Raw genomic sequence first — 17,613 nt, 5'->3', positions numbered from 1 at the left:
CAATCCCGTCAAGCCCGAAGGACTTTTTTCTCAACCTCTTCCGACTCCCCGCAACCCCCCTCTTCAGGAGCCACTCAGCGAGTCGTTTTCTGCTGAGCCTTGGATTATGACTAGCTTTTTCAAAGCTCGTCAAACTTCCTCGGACTTTTTCTTGACTTCGCCAGGCGGCCCCGGGGGGCTGGCCTGGAAGGAGACGCCTTCGCGATCTCAGCCGAGCCTACGAGTATATGCCAAGAATCCAGTGCTCGACCGGATAATTCGTGCCACATGGCACTCATCACACTCCTCGACGCCCAACTCGCGTTCGGTCACGTCCCGCTGCTCGATCATGCGGACTTCTCTCTCATTGAATCGGAGCGCATCGGCCTGATCGGCCGCAACGGCGCGGGCAAGTCATCGCTCCTCAAAATCCTGGGGGGCCTGGAGAAGCCCGATGACGGGACGCTGCAGGTCCAGCAGGGCTTGCGCGTCACCTACGTCGCGCAGGAACCTCTTCTGGACATGGATGCCGACGTATTCACCGCGGCAAGTGCAGGGCTTGCAGCGGTGGTCGCGATTCGCGACCAGTACCTGTCCGGCGCTCCAGGGCTCGACCTGGACGCGCTCCAGTCGCAGATTGAAGCCTTCGACGCGTGGAACTGGGAGCAGCGCGTCGACGAGACACTGCATCGCCTGCATCTGGACGGCACCGCCCGCATCGGCTCTCTATCTGGCGGCACGCGCAAGCGCGTCGCACTCGCTCAGGCGCTCGTCGCAGCGCCTGACGTGTTGCTGCTCGACGAACCCACCAACCACCTCGACCTCGATTCCATCGAATGGCTGGAGCAGTTGCTCATCGACTTCAAGGGAAGCGTGGTGACCATCACCCACGACCGCAGCTTCCTGAATCGGGTGGCTACACGCATCGTCGAGCTGGACCGGGGAAAGCTCAGCTCTTACCCAGGGAACTTCGAGCAGTACCTCATCCAGAAGGAAGAACAACTGGCCCAGGAGGCCGTCATCAACGCCAAGGCCGACAAACTGCTGGCGCAAGAAGAAATCTGGATCCGCAAGGGCGTCGAGGCCCGCCGCACGCGCAGCCAAAGCCGGATCAGCCGGCTCGAGGCGCTCCGTGCCAACCGGTCCACGCGGCGCGAAGTCCTGGGCAGCGTGAACATGGATGTCGCTTCGGGCCAGGCCAGCGGCAAGATCGTTGCCGAGTTGACGGACGCCACCAAGGCGTTCGGCGAGAAGACGGTCATCCGGAAGTTCAGCGGGACGATCCTTCGCGGCGACAAGGTGGGGCTGATCGGGCCGAACGGCGCCGGCAAGACCACCCTGCTCAAGCTGATCCTCGGCGAACTGGAACCGGACAGCGGCAAGGTCCGCCGCGGCGCCAACCTGCAGGTCGCCTATTTCGATCAGATGCGCAATGCGCTGAACCTCGACGCCACGCTGGAGGACTTCATCAGCCCCGGCAGCGAATGGATCGAGATCGGCAGCCAGCGCAAGCACGTCAAGAGCTACCTGGCAGACTTCCTCTTCTCGCCCGCCCGTGCGCACTCGCCGGTGCGATCGCTGAGCGGCGGTGAGCGCAACCGGCTGCTGCTCGCGCGTCTTTTCGCGCGCCCCGCCAACGTGCTGGTGCTCGACGAACCGACGAACGACCTCGACATCGACACGCTCGAGCTCCTCGAAGACTTGCTGCAGAACTACGACGGCACGGTCTTCCTCGTCAGCCATGACCGGACTTTCCTCGACAACGTCGTGACGAGCACGATCGCGTTCGAAGGCGACGGCCACTGGCGCGAATACGAAGGCAGCGTGCAGGACTGGCTGACCCAATCGAAGCGCGCGCGAGAATTCGCCGAGCAGCGCGCGGCCGCGTCGGCGCCGGTCGCGCCCCCGGCGCCCGCGCCGGCGCCTGCGGTGGAACCCGCTGCCCGCACGATCCGCAAGAAGCTCAGCTACAAGGAACAGCGCGAACTCGAAACCCTGCCGGCGCAGATCGCCGCATTGGAAGACGAGCAGAAGCGCATCACCGAAATCCTCGAACTCGACGGCGGCGCCATCTACGCCACCGACGCATCGCGCGCGGCCGAACTCGGCGAGCGCCACGCCCGCATCGACGACGAACTGCTTGCCGCACTCGAGCGCTGGGAAGAACTCGGCTCAGCGCGCCAGGGCTAACGGCGCCTTTGTCCGACGCGGGGCGCACGCGGGTCGCGCTATACATGCGGTACCCAGGCTCACCCCCGCCGCATGTCCTCATTCCTCCGGCACCTTGCCCTCCTGTTGCAACGCTCCCTCGCGATCGGAGGAGTGGCGCTTTGCCTCACCGCGTGCGCCGAGCTTCCGAAGGATGTCGACCGGCCGGTTTCCACCGCGCTGACATCGCCAGCGGGCACGCCGTTGGCGACCGTGGTGCAGAAACGCCGGGACGCAGCGAGGGGACGCTTCGAATCCGGCTTCATGTTGCTGGACGGCCCCCCCGCCGCCTACGGCAGCAGGCTCGCCCTTGTGGAGGGCGCACAGAAGACGCTGGACCTCCAGTACTACGCGATCCACGCAGACGCCAGCACTGCACGCCTGCTCATCGGCGTGCGCGATGCGGCCCGGCGTGGCGTGCGCGTGCGCATCCTGCTCGACGATTTCCACAGCACCGGCCGCGACGCGCTCGTGATGCGCCTCGCTTTCGAGCCCAACATCGAGATGCGCATGTTCAACCCGCTCGCCGGCGCGCGGGCGTCCACCGTGGGGCGCCTCTTCAACTCGCTCGACGACGCATCGCGTATCCAGCAGCGGATGCACAACAAGCTCTTCATCGCCGACAACGTGCTGGCCGTGACGGGGGGGCGCAACCTGGGCGACGCGTACTTCGGCAACGCCAGCAAGGCCAACTTCATCGATCTCGACGTCCTGGTTGCGGGACCGCTCGTGCAGGACCTGTCGCGCAGCTTCGACGCCTACTGGAACAACGAGCGTGCCTATCCGGTTCAATCGCTCGTGACGCGCGAGGAACTCGACGAAATGCGGGCTCGGGCGAAAAAGGCCGATGCGGCCCAGAGTGCCGCCTCGGCCGCAGACGGGACGCGGGCGGCAAACGGCGAACAGCGTCCGCAAGGCGAAGCCCCCACCGCCGAACAGCGCGCCCACGCGTGGGACCAGAAGGCGATGGACCTGAGCACTGCGACCTTCGTATGGGCGCCCGCCGTCGTACTGGTCGACCGACCGGGAAAGATCGCGGCGGATGACGCTGGCCCGAGCGCCGGCACCGGCAAAGCTCCCGGCCTCGTGGTGACACGACAGACCGGGCGACCGCCCGGCGCGCGCCCCGGAAATTCGCTCGACGCCGCCGCCGATACGGCCGCAGGCGGTGACACCGTGGTCGAAGGCCTGCTTCAACTGATCGGCCTGGCCCGCAGCGACCTCCTGATCATCTCGCCGTACTTCGTCCCCGGTCCCGACATGAAGCAAGCGTTTGCCTCGGCGCGAGCGCGCGGCGTGAGGATCCAGGTGCTGACGAACTCGCTGGCCTCGAACGACGCACCCGTGGCTCACGTCGGCTACGCTCGGCATCGCGAAGAGCTGCTCGCGATGGGCATCGAGCTCTACGAACTCCGCAGCGAGCAGGCTGGCCTCAGCAGCGCCTTCGGCAGCTCCGGCAGCAACATGTCAGGCGAATCGCGCTCGATGCTGCATTCCAAAGTGCTGGTGATGGACGGCCGCATGCTGGTGGTGGGCTCCATGAATCTCGACCTGCGCTCGCAGTTGCAGAACACGGAGATCGCGCTGCTGATCCGCAGCGATGAGCTCTCCCGCGTGGCGACCGGCAAGATAGAGACCGCGCTGCGGGAGGGCGCTTGGCGCGTAGAACGCAACGATGGGCAACTCGTCTGGCGCGCCCCGCAAGGCAGCGGACTCCAGGACACGACCACCGAGCCCGACGCCAGCACCAGTCTCCGGATGATGCTCAAGCTGTTCGGGCCGCTCGCACCCGACCGACTGTTGTGACCGCCCGCGCGGCAGACCTCAGGCCTGCTGATCCCTGACCCGCGCGAACACTTTCCAGAACGTCGCGTCCTGCGCGGTCGCGAAATTGATGCGCATCAAGGTGCTGGGCGGCCTGCGGGCATGAAACAGGGAGCCGGGCGCCAGAAGGTAGCCCTCGTCGAGCATGCGCTGCGTAAGCGCGTCGGTATCGACGCCGGTGTCAACCCAGCCGAAAAGCCCCGCCGGCTCCGAGGCGAGCTTGCAGCCCGCGGCCAGCGCCAGTTTGACGGTGCGGCCTCGCGCCCCATCGAGCCGCAGCCGGACGCGCTCGGCATGCCGGCGCAACTGCCCCTGGTCGATGCACCAGGCCAAGGCCTTTTCGAATAGCGAGGGCGTCGTCAAGGTGGCGAGCAGCTTGGTTTCGAGCAGGCGCCCGACCAGTTCGGGCGATGCCGCGAGAAAGCCGATGCGCCAGTTGGGCGCGAGGATCTTCGCGAAGCCACTGACATAGATGGTGCGCTGCAGGCCGTCGAGCGCGCTGAGCCGGGTCGCGTGCTCTGGCGCGAGGTGGCTGTAGGTGTCGTCCTCGACGATGTGGAAGTCGTGCCGATTGGCAAGCTGAAGCACACGGTGCGCGCTGCCCGGCGTGAGGCTGTAGCCGGTCGGGTTGTGCAGCACGCTGACGCTCACGAAGAGCTTGGGCTTGTGGCCCTCGCCTGCATTGCAGTAGCGCTCCATGACCTCGAGGTCGGGCCCGTCGGCCTTGCGCGGCACGGGAAGAATTCGCATGCCGAGCGCTTCGAGGCGCGCGAATTCGAGCGCCCAGCCGGGCTCCTCGACCATGACTGGATCACCGGCACGCAGCAGGGTCCGACTGACGATATCGAGCGCGTGGGTGGCGCCGATCGTCGTCAGGATCTGCTTCGGACCCGCCGGCACGTTGATGCTTCCCAGCTTGGTGGCGAGGCTGCGGCGCAGCCCGCTGTCCCCTTCGGGCTCGCCGTACTGCAGCGAGAACTCCTGCAAGGCCTTGGTGTTGGTCACGCGGCGCACGGCGGCCGGCATGAAGGTCGACTCCAGCCATTCGGGCGGGAAAACGCCCATGCCGGGTTGCGGCTTGTCGCTCGGGCGGTGGAACATGCCGCGGATGAGGGTGCTCGCATCGGCCGCCACGATCTGGGGGGGCGGCGGCTGGACGACCAGGTTCATGCTCGACAAGGCCGGCCCGCCGTGAGCCGCGACCGAGTCGCGCACATAGAAGCCGCGTTGGCGCCGCGCTTCGACCAGCCCCTGCGCCAGCAACTGGTCGTAGGCCGCGACCACCGTGTGCGGGCTCACGCCCTGCTGCCGCGCGCATTCGCGCACTGAGGGCAAGCGCGCACCGGGCGCGAGCAGACGGTTGCGAATACGCTCGGCGAAGCGGTCGGCGAGCTGCTCCGTCAGCGACTGGGTGGAGGTGCGTGTCAGCATGCGCGTCTTGTCCCTGCTCTGTGTCGATCATCAAGCCGATACAGTGTCAGCTCTTGTTCGGCAATCTGTACTGGAACTGTAATGGTCCTCAGTTTAAAGTGTGTCCCATGAACTGGCAAGAATTCACTGCGCTGCTGGTGCTGGCCACGGCGATGAGTTTTTCGCCAGGGCCGAACACCACCCTTTCCACTGCCCTAGGCGCCAACGTCGGCCTGCCTCGCGCGATGCGTTTCGTCATCGCGGTGCCGGTGGGCTGGACGCTGCTGCTTGCGCTGTGCGCGGCAGGCATCGGCGCACTGGTTGTCGCCGTGCCGTCGCTGCGTTGGATCATCAAGGCGCTCGGCATCGTCTACCTGCTGTGGCTGGCCTGGAAGCTCAGCGGCAGCGCAGCGCTCGGCCAGGCCGACGGCGAACAGCTCAGGGTCGGTTTCAAGCAAGGCGTGATGCTGCAGTTCCTCAACATCAAGGCCTGGCTGCTGGCCCTGACGCTGGTCGCGGGCTGGATTGCCGGGCAGCCGGATGCGTTGCGGCGTTTCGCGATCGTTGCACCGGTCATGCTGGTGTACGCATTCACGAGCAACTTCGTCTACGCACTCGCCGGGGCGTTGCTGCGCAACTGGCTGGCCCAGGGGCGCCGCCTTCTGTGGTTCAACCGTGCGATGGCGGCCGTTCTCGTGCTGACGGCTTGGTGGATGGTCAGCGTATGAAGATCAAGGACGAAACGCTTGGCATGTGGCTCGGTGTGCTCGGCGTGGCCTTCTTCGCGGTCACGCTGCCGATGACGCGGCTCGCCACGGGCACGCAGGCCGCGCCGCAACTCTCGCCCTGGTTCCTGACGCTCGGCCGCGCGGCGCTGGCCGGTGTGCTGTCCGCCCTCTTCCTGCTCGCCACGCGCTCGCCCCTGCCGAAGCGCCCGCAGTGGAAGCCATTGGGCATGGCCGTGCTCGGCAACGCGATCGGCTTCCCCTTGCTCCTGGCCTTTGCGCTGCGTGTGGTCAGCGCCAGCCACGCGGCGGTCATCACCGCGCTGCTGCCCCTGGTGACGGCAGCGTGCGCCGCCTGGGTGCTGCACCAGCGCGCGCGGCTGGGCTTCTGGCTTTGCGCCATCGCCGGCAGCTTGCTGGTGGTCGTGTTCTCGCTGCTGCGCGCCGGGTCCCACGGCGGCGGCTTCGGCTTCGAATGGGCGGACGTGCTGCTGGTCGGCGCGGTCTTTGCCGCCTCGCTGGGCTACATCTACGGCGCGCAGGTCACGCCGGCACTGGGCGCAGAGCGCGTGATCTGCTGGGTCTGCGTGCTCGCACTGCCCGTCTCGCTGCCGGGCACGCTGTGGCTGTGGCCGAAGCAGCCGGTCGCCGCATCCGCCTGGGTCGGGTTCGTCTATGTCGGCGTATTCTCGATGTGGGTGGGCTTCTTCGCCTGGTACCGCGGCCTCGCCATGGGCGGCGCGCTGCGTGTCAGCCAGACCCAGTTGCTGCAACCCTTTCTCTCGATCCTCGCCGCGGTGCCGCTGCTCGGCGAGCCTCTCGATACCGTGACCCTCGGCTTCGCCGCCGCCGTGGTCGCCACGGTGGTCGCGGGGAAGAAGCTCTCCCAGCCGCGCAATCCGGCCGCGCTCGCCACGGTCTCGCGATAACCCATCGCACTCTAAGGAAACAACATGAACTGGAAACTCGCCGCCCGCGCCGAAAAGATGAATCCGTCGGTGATCCGTGAAATCCTCAAGGTCACCGAACGCCCCGGCATCATCAGCCTCGCCGGTGGCCTGCCCTCGCCCAAGACCTTCCCGATCAGCGATTTCGCCGACGCCTGCGCCGAGGTACTGCACAAGGACGGCCAGGCGGCGCTCCAATATGCCGCTAGCGAAGGCTACGGCCCGCTGCGCGAAGCCGTGGCCGAGATGCTGCCTTGGCCGGTCGACCCCGCCCAGGTGCTGATCACCACTGGCTCGCAGCAGGGCCTGGACCTGATCGCGAAGGTGCTGCTCGACCCCGGCAGCCGCGTGCTGGTCGAGACGCCGACCTACCTCGGCGCGCTTCAGGCCTTCTCGCCGATGGAACCCGAGCCGGTCAGCGTGGCGAGTGACAACGAGGGCGTGATGGTCGACGACCTGATCGCCAAGGCCCCGGACGCCCGCTTCGTCTACCTGCTGCCCAACTTCCAGAACCCGACCGGCCGGACCATGACCGAGGAACGCCGCGCCGCCGTGTCCGCGGCGGCGGCGAAGGCCGGGCTGCCGATCGTCGAGGACAACCCCTATGGCGAACTCTGGTTCGACGAAGCGCCTCCCCCGCCGCTCACGGCACGCAATCCCGAGGGCTGCATTTATCTCGGCTCGTTCTCGAAGGTGCTGGCGCCGGGCTTGCGACTGGGTTTCATGGTCGCGCCCAAGTCGATCTACCCCAAGCTGCTGCAGGCCAAGCAGGCAGCCGATCTGCACACGCCGAGCTTCAACCAGCGCATGGTCTCCGAAGTGATGAAGGACGGCTTCCTGGCTCGTCACGTGCCCACCATCCGCAAGCTGTACAAGCACCAGCGAGACGCCATGCTGGCGGCGCTCACGCGTGAAATGAAGGGGCTGCAGGTCGAGTTCACCCAGCCGGCCGGCGGCATGTTCCTGTGGGTGCGCATGCCCGAAGGCATCGACACGGTCGCGCTGCTGCCCAAGGCGGTGGAGCGGGGGGTGGCTTTCGTGCCGGGCGCACCGTTCTATGCCGGCGCCAGCGACCCGCGCACGATGCGGCTGTCCTTCGTGACGGCGAGCGTCGACGAGATCGACACCGCGATCGCCGCGCTGGCCGAGGTCGTGCGCGAGCAACTGGCGCACAACGCAGCGGCCGACGTGCAGCGGCTGCTGGCCGCCAGCCCCACCTGAACCGGCCCCATCACGGAGCGGCGGTGCACAACATCGAGATCTTCACGCCATGATCGACGGCGGCACGCTCTCGCTGTTCCTGCTCGCCGTGCTGGCGTTGTTCCTCTCGCCGGGGCCGAACATGGCCTTCGTCCTCTCGCATGGCATCGCCATGGGGCCCCGCGCTGGCTTGGCCGCCGGACTCGGCATTGCCGGCGCGGATCTGGTGCACACGCTCTGCGCGGCGACCGGCGTCACCGCGCTCGTGGCTGCGTGGCCGCCGTCCTTCGACGTGCTGCGCTACGCGGGCGCGCTCTATCTGCTGTGGCTTGCATGGCAGGCCCTCCGCTCCGGCGATGCAGCCCTGCACGGCAGGGCCGATGTCGTGAGCTTCGGGCGCGTCGTGCGCATGGCCTGGCTCAACAACCTGGTCAACCCGAAGGCACTGCTGTTCTTCATGGTGTTTCTGCCGCAGTTCGTCTCGCCCGCACGCGGCAGTGTGCCGATGCAATTGCTGCAACTCGGCATTGCGCTTTCGCTCGCCGGGCTGCTGTTCAATACCATGCTCGGCGCGTGCAGCGGCCAGATCGGTCGCTGGTTGCAGCGCCGTCACGCCGCGGGATTTCAGCGCGGCCTGCTGGCCACGGTGATGGTCGCGCTGGCGCTGCGTCTTCTGTTCATCGACCGTCCATCCAAAGGACTCTGACATGCTCAACATCTGGGGGCGCATCAGCTCCATCAACGTTCGCAAGGTGGTGTGGTGCGCGCAGGAACTCGGGCTGGACTTCCAGCGCACGGAGGCCGGCGGCAAGTTCGGCGTGGTGCAGACGCCCGAGTACCAGCGGCTGAACCCGAATGCCCTGGTACCGGCCATCGACGACGGCGAGGGCGAGGAGCGCGTCACGCTCTGGGAATCGAACGTGATCGTGCGCTATCTCTGCGCAAAGCATTCGATGGGCAGGCTCTACCCCGATCTGCTGTCCGAGCGCTTCGATGCCGAGCGCTGGATGGACTGGCAGCAGACCACGCTCAACCGGGCCAGTGCCGGCGCATTCAGGCAATGGGTGCGGACGCCGGCGGCGCAGCGCAACCTCGAAGTCATCGAGCAATCGGTTACCACCACCGAACCGCTGTTCGCGATGCTCGACGCCCATCTCGCCACGCGCACGTTCATGCTGGGCGACAACTTCACGATGGCCGACATTCCGGTCGGCTGCGAAGCGCACCGCTGGTTCGGCCTGCCGCAAACTGAATACACCCGGCCCATCTGGCCGAATGTCGAACGCTGGTTTGGCGATCTGCGCAGCCGCGCGGGCGCGCGCGGCGTGCTCGACCTCGCACTGGAATGACCTCGATGACCAACCGCCCCTTCAAGCAAGTCGATGTCTTCACGTCGACGCCCTACTTCGGCAACCCGCTCGCCGTGGTGCTCGACGGCACCGGCCTCGACGACGCCGAGATGCAGCGATTCGCCAAGTGGACGAATCTTTCCGAAACGACCTTTCTGCTGCCGCCCACCGAGCCGACCGCCGACTACCGCGTGCGCATCTTCACGCCCGGCGGCGAACTGCCCTTTGCCGGCCACCCCACGCTGGGCAGCTGCCACGCCTGGCTGCAGGCCGGCGGCAAGCCGAAGTCAGGCGCCTGCATCGTGCAGCAGTGCGCACAGGGACTGGTGCTGATCCAGCGCGAAGGCGAACGACTGGTCTTCGCCGCTCCGCCACTGCGGCGCAGCGCGCCGAGCCCCACGCTGCTGGCCAAGGTCGCGGCCGCACTCGGCCTCAAGGCCCAGCAGATCACCGCGGCGCAATTGCTCGACAACGGCCCGGTGTGGCTCGGTCTCCTGCTGGAAGACGCCGACACCGTGCTCGCGCTCAAGCCCGACCATCGCATGCTGCGCGAGTTGGGCCAGAAGGTCGGCGTCGCGGGGATCTGGTCGACGGACGATTCGCCCCCGCTGATCGTTCGCTCGAACCGCGAGGCCCGCGCCTTTGCGCGCACCGAGGAAGCGCCCGCCGGGATCGAAGTGCGCGTCTTCGCGGCGCCGGTCGGCATCGAGGAAGATCCGGTCACCGGCAGCTTCAACGCCAGCCTCGCGCAGTGGCTCATCGCCGACGGCCAGATGCCGGAACGCTATGTTGCCGCCCAAGGCCAGACCCTGGGCCGGTCGGGGCGCGTGCACGTCACGCGCGATGCCGACGGGCAGGTCTGGGTCGGCGGATCGTCGGTGACCTGCATCGACGGAACGGTGGCGATCTGAGGTCGCTGTCATGAAAGCGCGTCTCGATCACCTCGTCATCGCAGCCCGCACCCTCGACGAAGGCGTGCGCTGGTGCCAGGCCACCTTCGGCATCGAGCCAGGCCCCGGCGGCGCGCATCCGCTGATGGGCACGCACAACCGCCTGGTGAAGGTGGCGACCGCGGACTTTCCGCGCGCGTATCTGGAAATCATCGCCATCGATCCGAACGCCCGACCCACCCGGGGGGCCGGCGCCCATCGCTGGTTCGACCTGGACGACGCCTTGCTGCAAACGGCGCTGGCGCGCGGCGGTCCGCGGCTGGTCCACTTCGTCGCCGAGGTGCCCGATGCCGGAGCCGCCGTTCAGGCACTGGCCGATGTGCGCATCGATCGCGGCCAGGTGCTCGAGGCATCGCGCGACACGTCGGCCGGCCGACTGTCATGGCAGATCACGGTGCGCGACGACGGCCAGCGCCTTTTCTACGGTGCGCTGCCGACGCTCATCGAATGGGGTCCGGTGCATCCGACCGACAGCATGGCCGACTCCGGAGTCACGCTGCGCTCGCTCGATCTTGCCCATCCGCGCAAGGCGGATCTCGAGGTCGCGCTCCGTGCCATCGGCCTGTCGGGCGTGCCGCTGGCAACCGGCGCACCCCGTCTCCGCGCGGTGTTCGACACGCCGCGCGGCACCGTCACACTCGAATCCGGAGGAATCTGAACATGCTGAGCGCCACCGAACTCGCCTGGTTCTCACTTGCGGCACTGGTGCTCGTGCTGACACCTGGCCCGAACATGATCTATTGCGTGTCGCGCACGCTGTGCCAGGGCCGCGCGGCCGGACTGATCTCGCTGTCGGGCGTGCTCCTGGGTTTCGTGGTGCACCTGATGGCGGCGGCGCTCGGGCTGACGGCGCTGCTGGCCGCGGTGCCCTTCGCATTCGATGCGATCCGCTTGGCCGGCGCGGCGTATCTGCTCTGGCTCGCCTGGCAGGCGGTAAAGCCCAACGGCACTGCGCCTTTCGAAGCGCGGCTGTTGCCAGACGACCCGCCGGCCAAGCTCTTCAGCATGGGCTTCCTCACCAACCTGCTGAATCCCAAGGTGGCGATGTTCTACCTGTCCTTCTTCCCGCAGTTCCTCCATCCGGAACGCGGCTCCGTGCTGCTGCAGAGCCTCGCGCTGGGGGCCGTGCAGATCGGCGTGAGCGGCGCCGTCAACGCGATGCTCGTGCTGACCGCGGCGAGCATCACGGCCTTTCTCTCGCAGAGCGAGGGCTGGCTGCGCGCGCAACGCTACGTGATGGGCAGCGTGCTCGCGGGACTGGCCGTTCGCATCGCGATGACCGATCGCAAGTAGCTCACCAGCGCACGCGCATCCCGACCGCGCCCTGCACCGAGGCCTTCACCTCCGTGTCGCCGCTGGTGCTGAACAGCCTGCCGATTTCGCCGTAGACGCTCACGCTCCGCGAGAGCGCCAGCGTGAAGCCGCCCGCCAACTCCATCGAGGTGTAGCTGGCCGCACTGGCGATGTCGGTGAACGCGGCAGGCCCGATGAAGCGCGCGATGGTGTTGCCGCCGGTGCCATGGATCACGGCGACGCGACCATAGGGTTGCAGACGACCGGCCGAAGTCGCGAAGTCGCCTTTCACTCGAACGCCGAGCCCGCCCGTCCAGCTGTCCAGGTTGTCCTGCTGCACGAGTGCGCCCTGGATCACCATGTCATCGAGGTTTGCGTGGCTGTAGACCAGCTGCGCCTGCGGCTCGAGCGTCCAGCCATTGCCGAGCGCGAAGGCCTGCCCGACCTCCATCGCGGCCAGCAGGCTGTTGCCCTTGCCCGATGCCTCGAAGCCGCCGAGCGGCTGGATCGTGTAGCGCTGCGATCCGTACTGGAGCACGGTGTCCGCGTAGAAGCCGGTCGTGTTGGCGTAGGTGGCATAGGCGCCGAAGTAGCGGGAGCGCGTGTCGGTGCTTCCGACGGCGCGCCACAGGCCGCTGGCCAAACCGCTCACGTCGGAATTGCCGTCGAGCGTGCCGACATAGACGCCGGCGCGCCAGTCGCCGAGCGGGGACACGTAGAGATCGGTGCCGACCTGCACGCCGCTGAGGTGGCCTTGGGTGGATGGATTCACGGTTCCGTCCTGGTGGATATCGACGTCGCTGTAGACACCCCGCGCCCAGGCGTGGCGATCGGTCGTCAACGCACCTCCGACCGGCGTCAGGCTCGCGACAGCTGGGGCGCTGGCGTCGTCGTCGCCCAGGCGGGTATGCACGTTTCCGAGCATCGCCATGTCGTTCTGGCGCAATTGGGCCGGCATCGCCGCGAGCATGGGCACCTCGGCTCGATAGGCCGTCACTGGCCGGGGTGCCGGCGCTGGCGGCAGCGGAGCCGATACCGAAGGCGCGGCAACCGAGGGCGATGCTGTGGCCGGTACCGGGGCCGGCGGAGCCGGGGGTGCAGGCGGTGCGGGCGGAGCCGGGGGTGCAGGCGGTGCTGGCGGTGCCGGAGGCGGCGGCGGTGGTGGCGGTGGTGGCGGCGGTGGTGGCGGCGGAATGACCTGCGAGCGCAGATACCAGTTCTCACCCGTGCCTGCCGCATCCGCCGCGTACAGCCGGTACTCGAAGGCGCCTGCGTCCACATGGCCTCCGCTCAGCGCGAAGGCGCTGCGCGTCGTCTGCGCGGTCGTGGTGGCGCCGTTGATGGCAGAGATCACCTCGATCCCGTTGCCGGACGTCAGGCCACCGAGGCCGCCGATGTTGGTGATCTGGACATTGGTGCTTCCGGTCGCAGCCCCGCCGTCGAGGATCAGGCGGTCGGACGGACCCGCGGCGTCGAGCCTGGAAGCCAGGCGCAGCGTGCCGTTGTTGCCGACGTAGCCGCCGGTCACGCGCAGCTCCGTACCCGGCGTATTGCCGACGAGCGAGACCGTGCCGCTGTTCGACAGGGAGGCGACGGTCTGGTTGTGGCCCGCGAGGTCCAGGGTGGCGCCTGTCGCCACGATGTGCCCCGACCGCGCGCTCAGGACGTTCGGTGCTCCGGCGCGCAAGGTGCCCGCGTTGACGGTCGTGGGACCGGTGTAGGTGTTGGCACCGCCCAGCGTGAGCGTGCCGGTGCCGACCTTGGTCAGCGAGCCGCCCGTGTCGAAGACCGCGTAGTTGTACGGAATGACGGGGGCCGCCGGGTCGAGCGGAGGATTGACGGGAAAGTTGGCCGGCCCCTGGTCGGAGATCACTCCGTTGATCACGTCGTCCGGCCGGTTCAGGGCCCCGACGGTCAGGTTCTTCGAGCCCAGGGTCACGTTGCCGGCGCCGGACAGCGAACCGACCGACACGGACGTGGCCACTTCGTGCACGTAGAGCCTGCCGCCCAAGCCGTTGTCGATCGTCGCCCCGCTCAGGTCGGGCGTGTTCGCCAGGTAGACCTGTCCGGCGTTGTTGTGCACGACGGTGTTACCGCCGTTGCTGTTGACGTTGAAGTAGACGCGCCCGTGGTTGTTCTGGATCGTCGAGTCGGCGGCCGTCGCATTCCGCCCGAAGATCAGGTACGACCCGGCGCCGTTGAGCTCCAGTCTCGACGCGCCGGCACTGGAGCCGTTGCCCAGCACGTCGGTGTTGAACTGGATGCCGCTGTTCGTGCCGAAGTAATCCGTGCTGGTCTTCACGGTGATCGCAAGATTGCCCGCGCTTGCGCCGAGGAACTCCAGTTGCGCGTTCGAGTAGATCTCGACTGGGCCCGTGCCGAGCGAGCCCGTGGTCCCTGTGGACACGCTCATGCGGCCGCCCGCAGCCTTGCCCTCGATGAGGGTGCCGCCCAGGTAACTGTTGCCCGCGTTGTCGATGCGCAGACGCTGGTCTTCTGCGTTGCTCGTGCCGGAGTTGACGAGCCTGAGCTGTCCTGCACCGGAGATCGCGCCATTCAACGCGTTCGACGTGGAGTCCTTGACGTCGATCGTGCCGCCACCCGCGCCGAGCGTGATGGCGCGAGCCGTGATGAAGGGCGCGGGGCTGGGAGTCGGGGTGCCGATGCGCAGCGTGCCGTTGTCGATGGCGATCGTGCCAACCGTTGCGATGGCCGGGTCGGTATTGCCCAGGTCAGCGTCGGTGCGGACCTGCAACGTGCCGGCGTTGATCGTGGTCGTGCCTCGGTAGGTATTGGCCCCGCCCAACACAAGCGTGCCGGCGCCGGTCTTGGTGATGCCGCCCGCACCGCTGATGTCGCCTGACTGCGTCGCAACGGCCGTGGCGGCGCCGAGGGTGTTGAGCGTGGCCGACGACGTGGTGACGACCAGCGGCGTCGCATTGTTGTCGCCATTGGCGTAGTCGCGCGTCTGTGCTGCGCCGAGGCCGGGGAAGGCGCCCAGTCCGAGCATCAGCGTCGTAGCGACGAGGCCGCCGGAGCGCTTGCCCCGCGTGGCCGTGATCTCCGAGACGGCCACCCACGCATCGAGGGCGTGATTCCAGACGCTGCGATATGACTTGTTCATGCTCCTGCGGTCCTTTTTCGGGCTCCATGCCGGACGTATATGTGCGCGGCGCGCAACATTTGTCGTCAACTAAAGTGTTCATTCTTACATATTGAGAACTTTATGGCTCATGCTCTTACACTTCTGTTGCCCGTGCCGCACGCAACGTCGAATTTGCTACGAAATCGATAGCACCCGTCGCCGCCGCGACGGACCCAAGCCAAGTCCGTTGGCAGAATCCCGCGCATGGGAACCCTCTACCTTGTGCGCCACGGCCAAGCCAGCTTCGGCGCGGCCGACTACGACAACCTCAGCGAACTAGGCCGCAAGCAGTCCGTGCGGCTCGGCGAGTACTGGCGTGAACGCGGGATGACCTTCGACGCGGTCATCACCGGCACCCTGAAGCGGCACCGGCAAACCTGGGAGGGAATCGCCGAAGGACTGGGCCTGCAGCGCGACGATGTCCTGCCCTGGCCCGGCCTCAACGAATACGACAGCGAGGCCGTGATCGCGACCATCCACCCCGAGAAATTGCAGAAGCCGGACACGCCGGAGATGTACCGCCATCACTTCCGGCTGCTGCGCGACGGCCTCGGCGCCTGGATGCAAGGCCGCACGGAACCCCGGGGCATGCCCAGCTACGTCGATTTCCTGGCCGGCGTGACCACTGCGCTCGACCACGTGCGCGACAAGCACCACGGCGCGAAAGTGCTGGTGGTGTCGAGCGGCGGACCGATCAGCACCGCGGTCGGGCACGTGCTGGGCACCAGCCCCGAAACCACCATCGAATTGAACCTTCGCATCCGCAACACCGCGGTCACGGAATTCGCGTTCACGCCCAAGCGCCACATGCTTGTGACCTACAACACGCTGCCGCACCTGGACGGGCCGGCGTACGAGGGCTGGGTCACCTATTCCTGAGCGGGCGGTGCACTGCCCGCCGCGAGCCAGTGCAAGTAGTCGGCCGAGCCGGCCGTGATCGGCACCAGCACGATCTCCGGCGTCTGGTAGCTGTGCCGCTCGCGAATGAAGGCTTCCAGCACCGCGTAGCGTGCAGCGAGCGTCTTGATGTGAAGCACCCACTCGGGCTCACGGCGCAGTTCGCCCTGCCAGGCATAGACGCTGCGCACGCGCTGAATCTGCACGCAAGCACCCAGTTGCGCCTCGACGATGGCGGTCGCCAGAGCCTCGGCTTCGTCCTCGGTGCCGATGCTGGTCATCACGATGCAGGCAATGGGGTTCATGCGCACCTCCGGAGAATCAGGCTTGCCATACGCCGTAACCGGCCTCGCGCAGCGCAATACCCAGTTCGACTTCCATGTCCCGCGCAGCCTCGTACGGCATGGGGTTGTACATCGCATAGAGAGCCGGCAACAGGCGCAGGCCGTAGTCGCGCACAAAGCCGTTGGCCTGAATGCCGGCCTTGTGCTTGTCGAAGCGCACGTCCGGGTCCAGTCCGGTCATGCCGACGTAGACGAATGGCATGCCCAGGCGGTAGTCAGGATTGGCCCGCCGGAAGCGCGCCACGTTCCAGACGCGGTCGTCCAGCTCGACCACGTACACATAGTGATGGTGACGGCTGCGCGTCTTGCGAACCGGCATCCGGAACGCTGCCTGCCGATCTCACTTGCGCTTGATCAGCCCGTAGATGAAAAGCAGCACGATCGCGCCGACCACCGACGCGATGAATCCCGCCCCCTGGCCTGCCGTGTACCAGCCCATGGCCTGCCCGAGGTAGGTCGCGATGAGCGAACCGGCAATGCCGATCAGCGTGGTCACGATGAACCCGGCCGAGTCATCGCCGGGTTTGATGGCGCGCGCCACGAGGCCCGCAACGAAGCCAATCAGAATGGTCCAGACGATGCTCATAGGTTCCCTTTGTATTTGGTTGTGATCGAGGCGCGATTTTCATGATAGCGGAGCGGCCTGCGCGCAGGCCGCTCCTGCTCCCGTCCTACACACATTTAGAAGCGCCCACGCTATACCAGCACCATGCTGGAAAAGCTCCCTGACGCCATCGGCCACGCGTTGCACGACGTGCGCGCGGGCCTGGACGAAATCGCATTCAACACGCTGGGCCTGCGCGAAGGAATGGCTTCCATCACGGTCGCCAGCCTGGCCTTTGCCGATCACGCGCCAATACCGCCGCGCTACACGGCCGACGGCGAAGGGGTATCGCCGCCCGTGCAGTGGATCGGCGTGCCGCCCGGCGCCGCCTCGCTGGTGTTGATGGTGGAGGACGCTGATTCGCCGACGCCGCACCCGATGGTGCACGCGATCGCTGTCGACCTGCCCGCGGCCGACGGCAGCCTGCAGGAAGGGGCGCTTCCAAGCGCCGACCACGAAGGGATTGGGCTCCATGCGGGCCGCAATTCCTTTCTCCAGTCGGCCTGGATGCCACCGGATCCGCCGCCGGGCCACGGCGTGCACCGCTACGCGTTCCAGGTTTTCGCGCTGGGCACGGCGCACGAGTTCTCTGCAACGCCGGGACGCGACGAGGTGTTCGACGCACTGAAGGCGCACGCCATTGCGAGCGGCTTGCTGATCGGCACGTGCGAGCGGCCGGACGGTTCGATCAAGATCGAAGAAGCCGCACCTTCGGGTCCGTTGATCGCGGGCTGAACT

17 protein-coding genes are annotated in these 17,613 nt (G+C 67.2%); 12 read left to right on the top strand and 5 right to left on the bottom strand.

The annotated features are described in order from the left end of the window. Window positions 1-267 precede the first annotated feature (267 nt). Together QTI04_RS32305 and QTI04_RS32300 are read left to right on the top strand one after the other, a co-directional pair. Window positions 268-2,169, top strand: coding sequence for an ATP-binding cassette domain-containing protein (locus QTI04_RS32305; RefSeq protein ID WP_286619312.1), 1,902 nt, complete (start codon window positions 268-270; stop codon window positions 2,167-2,169). Window positions 2,170-2,241: 72 nt separating this feature from the next. After that, complete coding sequence (locus QTI04_RS32300) at window positions 2,242-3,993, top strand: phospholipase D family protein (protein ID WP_286619310.1); 1,752 nt, start codon at window positions 2,242-2,244, stop codon at window positions 3,991-3,993. Between the two features lie 18 nt (window positions 3,994-4,011). Here the strand turns inward: QTI04_RS32300 and QTI04_RS32295 are convergent, their stop codons facing one another. Next, window positions 4,012-5,442, bottom strand: a complete 1,431-nt coding sequence (locus QTI04_RS32295) for a PLP-dependent aminotransferase family protein (RefSeq protein ID WP_286619309.1) — start codon at window positions 5,440-5,442, stop codon at window positions 4,012-4,014. Between the two features lie 107 nt (window positions 5,443-5,549). On the opposite strand from QTI04_RS32295, the gene QTI04_RS32290 reads away from it, so the two are divergent. From QTI04_RS32290 to QTI04_RS32255, 8 genes are read left to right on the top strand one after another with little or no spacing between them, the layout of a single operon-like run. Continuing rightward, window positions 5,550-6,149, top strand: a complete 600-nt coding sequence (locus QTI04_RS32290) for a LysE family translocator (protein WP_286619307.1) — start codon at window positions 5,550-5,552, stop codon at window positions 6,147-6,149. Beyond that, on the top strand, window positions 6,146-7,075 hold the full coding sequence (locus QTI04_RS32285; RefSeq protein ID WP_286619305.1) for a DMT family transporter: 930 nt from the start codon (window positions 6,146-6,148) through the stop codon (window positions 7,073-7,075). The genes QTI04_RS32290 and QTI04_RS32285 overlap by 4 nt, the downstream gene beginning before the upstream one ends. 24 nt (window positions 7,076-7,099) lie before the next feature. Continuing rightward, window positions 7,100-8,314: a PLP-dependent aminotransferase family protein gene (locus tag QTI04_RS32280; RefSeq protein ID WP_286605214.1), complete on the top strand. Its 1,215-nt coding sequence runs from the start codon at window positions 7,100-7,102 to the stop codon at window positions 8,312-8,314. 49 nt (window positions 8,315-8,363) lie between these two features. Continuing rightward, on the top strand, window positions 8,364-8,999 hold the full coding sequence (locus QTI04_RS32275; protein WP_286619303.1) for a LysE family translocator: 636 nt from the start codon (window positions 8,364-8,366) through the stop codon (window positions 8,997-8,999). 1 nt (window position 9,000) lies between these two features. Then, window positions 9,001-9,642 carry a glutathione S-transferase family protein gene (locus tag QTI04_RS32270; RefSeq protein ID WP_286605216.1) on the top strand — a complete coding sequence of 214 codons (642 nt, stop codon included), beginning with the start codon at window positions 9,001-9,003 and terminating at the stop codon, window positions 9,640-9,642. Window positions 9,643-9,647: 5 nt separating this feature from the next. After that, window positions 9,648-10,553 carry a PhzF family phenazine biosynthesis protein gene (locus QTI04_RS32265; RefSeq protein WP_286619301.1) on the top strand — a complete coding sequence of 302 codons (906 nt, stop codon included), beginning with the start codon at window positions 9,648-9,650 and terminating at the stop codon, window positions 10,551-10,553. A 10-nt stretch (window positions 10,554-10,563) separates the two neighbouring features. Continuing rightward, a complete protein-coding gene (locus tag QTI04_RS32260; protein WP_286619299.1) occupies window positions 10,564-11,250 on the top strand; it encodes a VOC family protein in 687 nt (228 codons plus the stop codon). A 2-nt stretch (window positions 11,251-11,252) separates the two neighbouring features. Next, complete coding sequence (locus QTI04_RS32255) at window positions 11,253-11,885, top strand: LysE family translocator (protein ID WP_286605219.1); 633 nt, start codon at window positions 11,253-11,255, stop codon at window positions 11,883-11,885. 1 nt (window position 11,886) lies between these two features. Here the strand turns inward: QTI04_RS32255 and QTI04_RS32250 are convergent, their stop codons facing one another. Then, the gene (locus QTI04_RS32250) at window positions 11,887-15,009 is read right to left on the bottom strand and encodes an autotransporter outer membrane beta-barrel domain-containing protein (RefSeq protein ID WP_286619298.1); all 3,123 of its coding nucleotides are present in this window, start codon (window positions 15,007-15,009) and stop codon (window positions 11,887-11,889) included. A gap of 225 nt (window positions 15,010-15,234) precedes the next feature. On the opposite strand from QTI04_RS32250, the gene QTI04_RS32245 reads away from it, so the two are divergent. Continuing rightward, window positions 15,235-15,909 carry a histidine phosphatase family protein gene (locus tag QTI04_RS32245; protein WP_286619296.1) on the top strand — a complete coding sequence of 225 codons (675 nt, stop codon included), beginning with the start codon at window positions 15,235-15,237 and terminating at the stop codon, window positions 15,907-15,909. On the opposite strand, the gene cutA is transcribed toward QTI04_RS32245, so the two are convergent. The 3 genes from cutA to QTI04_RS32230 are packed head-to-tail and all read right to left on the bottom strand — an operon-like array spanning window position 15,900 to window position 16,857. After that, window positions 15,900-16,232 carry a divalent-cation tolerance protein CutA gene (gene cutA, locus QTI04_RS32240; RefSeq protein WP_286619294.1) on the bottom strand — a complete coding sequence of 111 codons (333 nt, stop codon included), beginning with the start codon at window positions 16,230-16,232 and terminating at the stop codon, window positions 15,900-15,902. The two genes, QTI04_RS32245 and cutA, sit on opposite strands and share 10 nt — an antisense overlap. 16 nt (window positions 16,233-16,248) lie before the next feature. Then, on the bottom strand, window positions 16,249-16,590 hold the full coding sequence (locus tag QTI04_RS32235) for a hypothetical protein (protein WP_286605223.1): 342 nt from the start codon (window positions 16,588-16,590) through the stop codon (window positions 16,249-16,251). Window positions 16,591-16,611: 21 nt separating this feature from the next. Next, a complete protein-coding gene (locus QTI04_RS32230) occupies window positions 16,612-16,857 on the bottom strand; it encodes a GlsB/YeaQ/YmgE family stress response membrane protein (RefSeq protein ID WP_286605224.1) in 246 nt (81 codons plus the stop codon). 123 nt (window positions 16,858-16,980) lie between these two features. Between QTI04_RS32230 and QTI04_RS32225 the strand changes: the two genes are divergently transcribed. Then, window positions 16,981-17,610 (top strand): YbhB/YbcL family Raf kinase inhibitor-like protein, encoded by a 630-nt coding sequence (locus tag QTI04_RS32225; RefSeq protein WP_286605225.1) that lies wholly within the window; start codon window positions 16,981-16,983, stop codon window positions 17,608-17,610. Window positions 17,611-17,613 lie beyond the last annotated feature (3 nt).

Origin of the sequence: Variovorax sp. J22R115 (assembly GCF_030317005.1) — a bacterium.
Lineage (GTDB): Bacteria > Pseudomonadota > Gammaproteobacteria > Burkholderiales > Burkholderiaceae_C > Variovorax.
The sequence above is the reverse complement of the archived record's forward strand: the minus strand, read 5'-3'. Positions and strand labels throughout refer to the sequence as shown.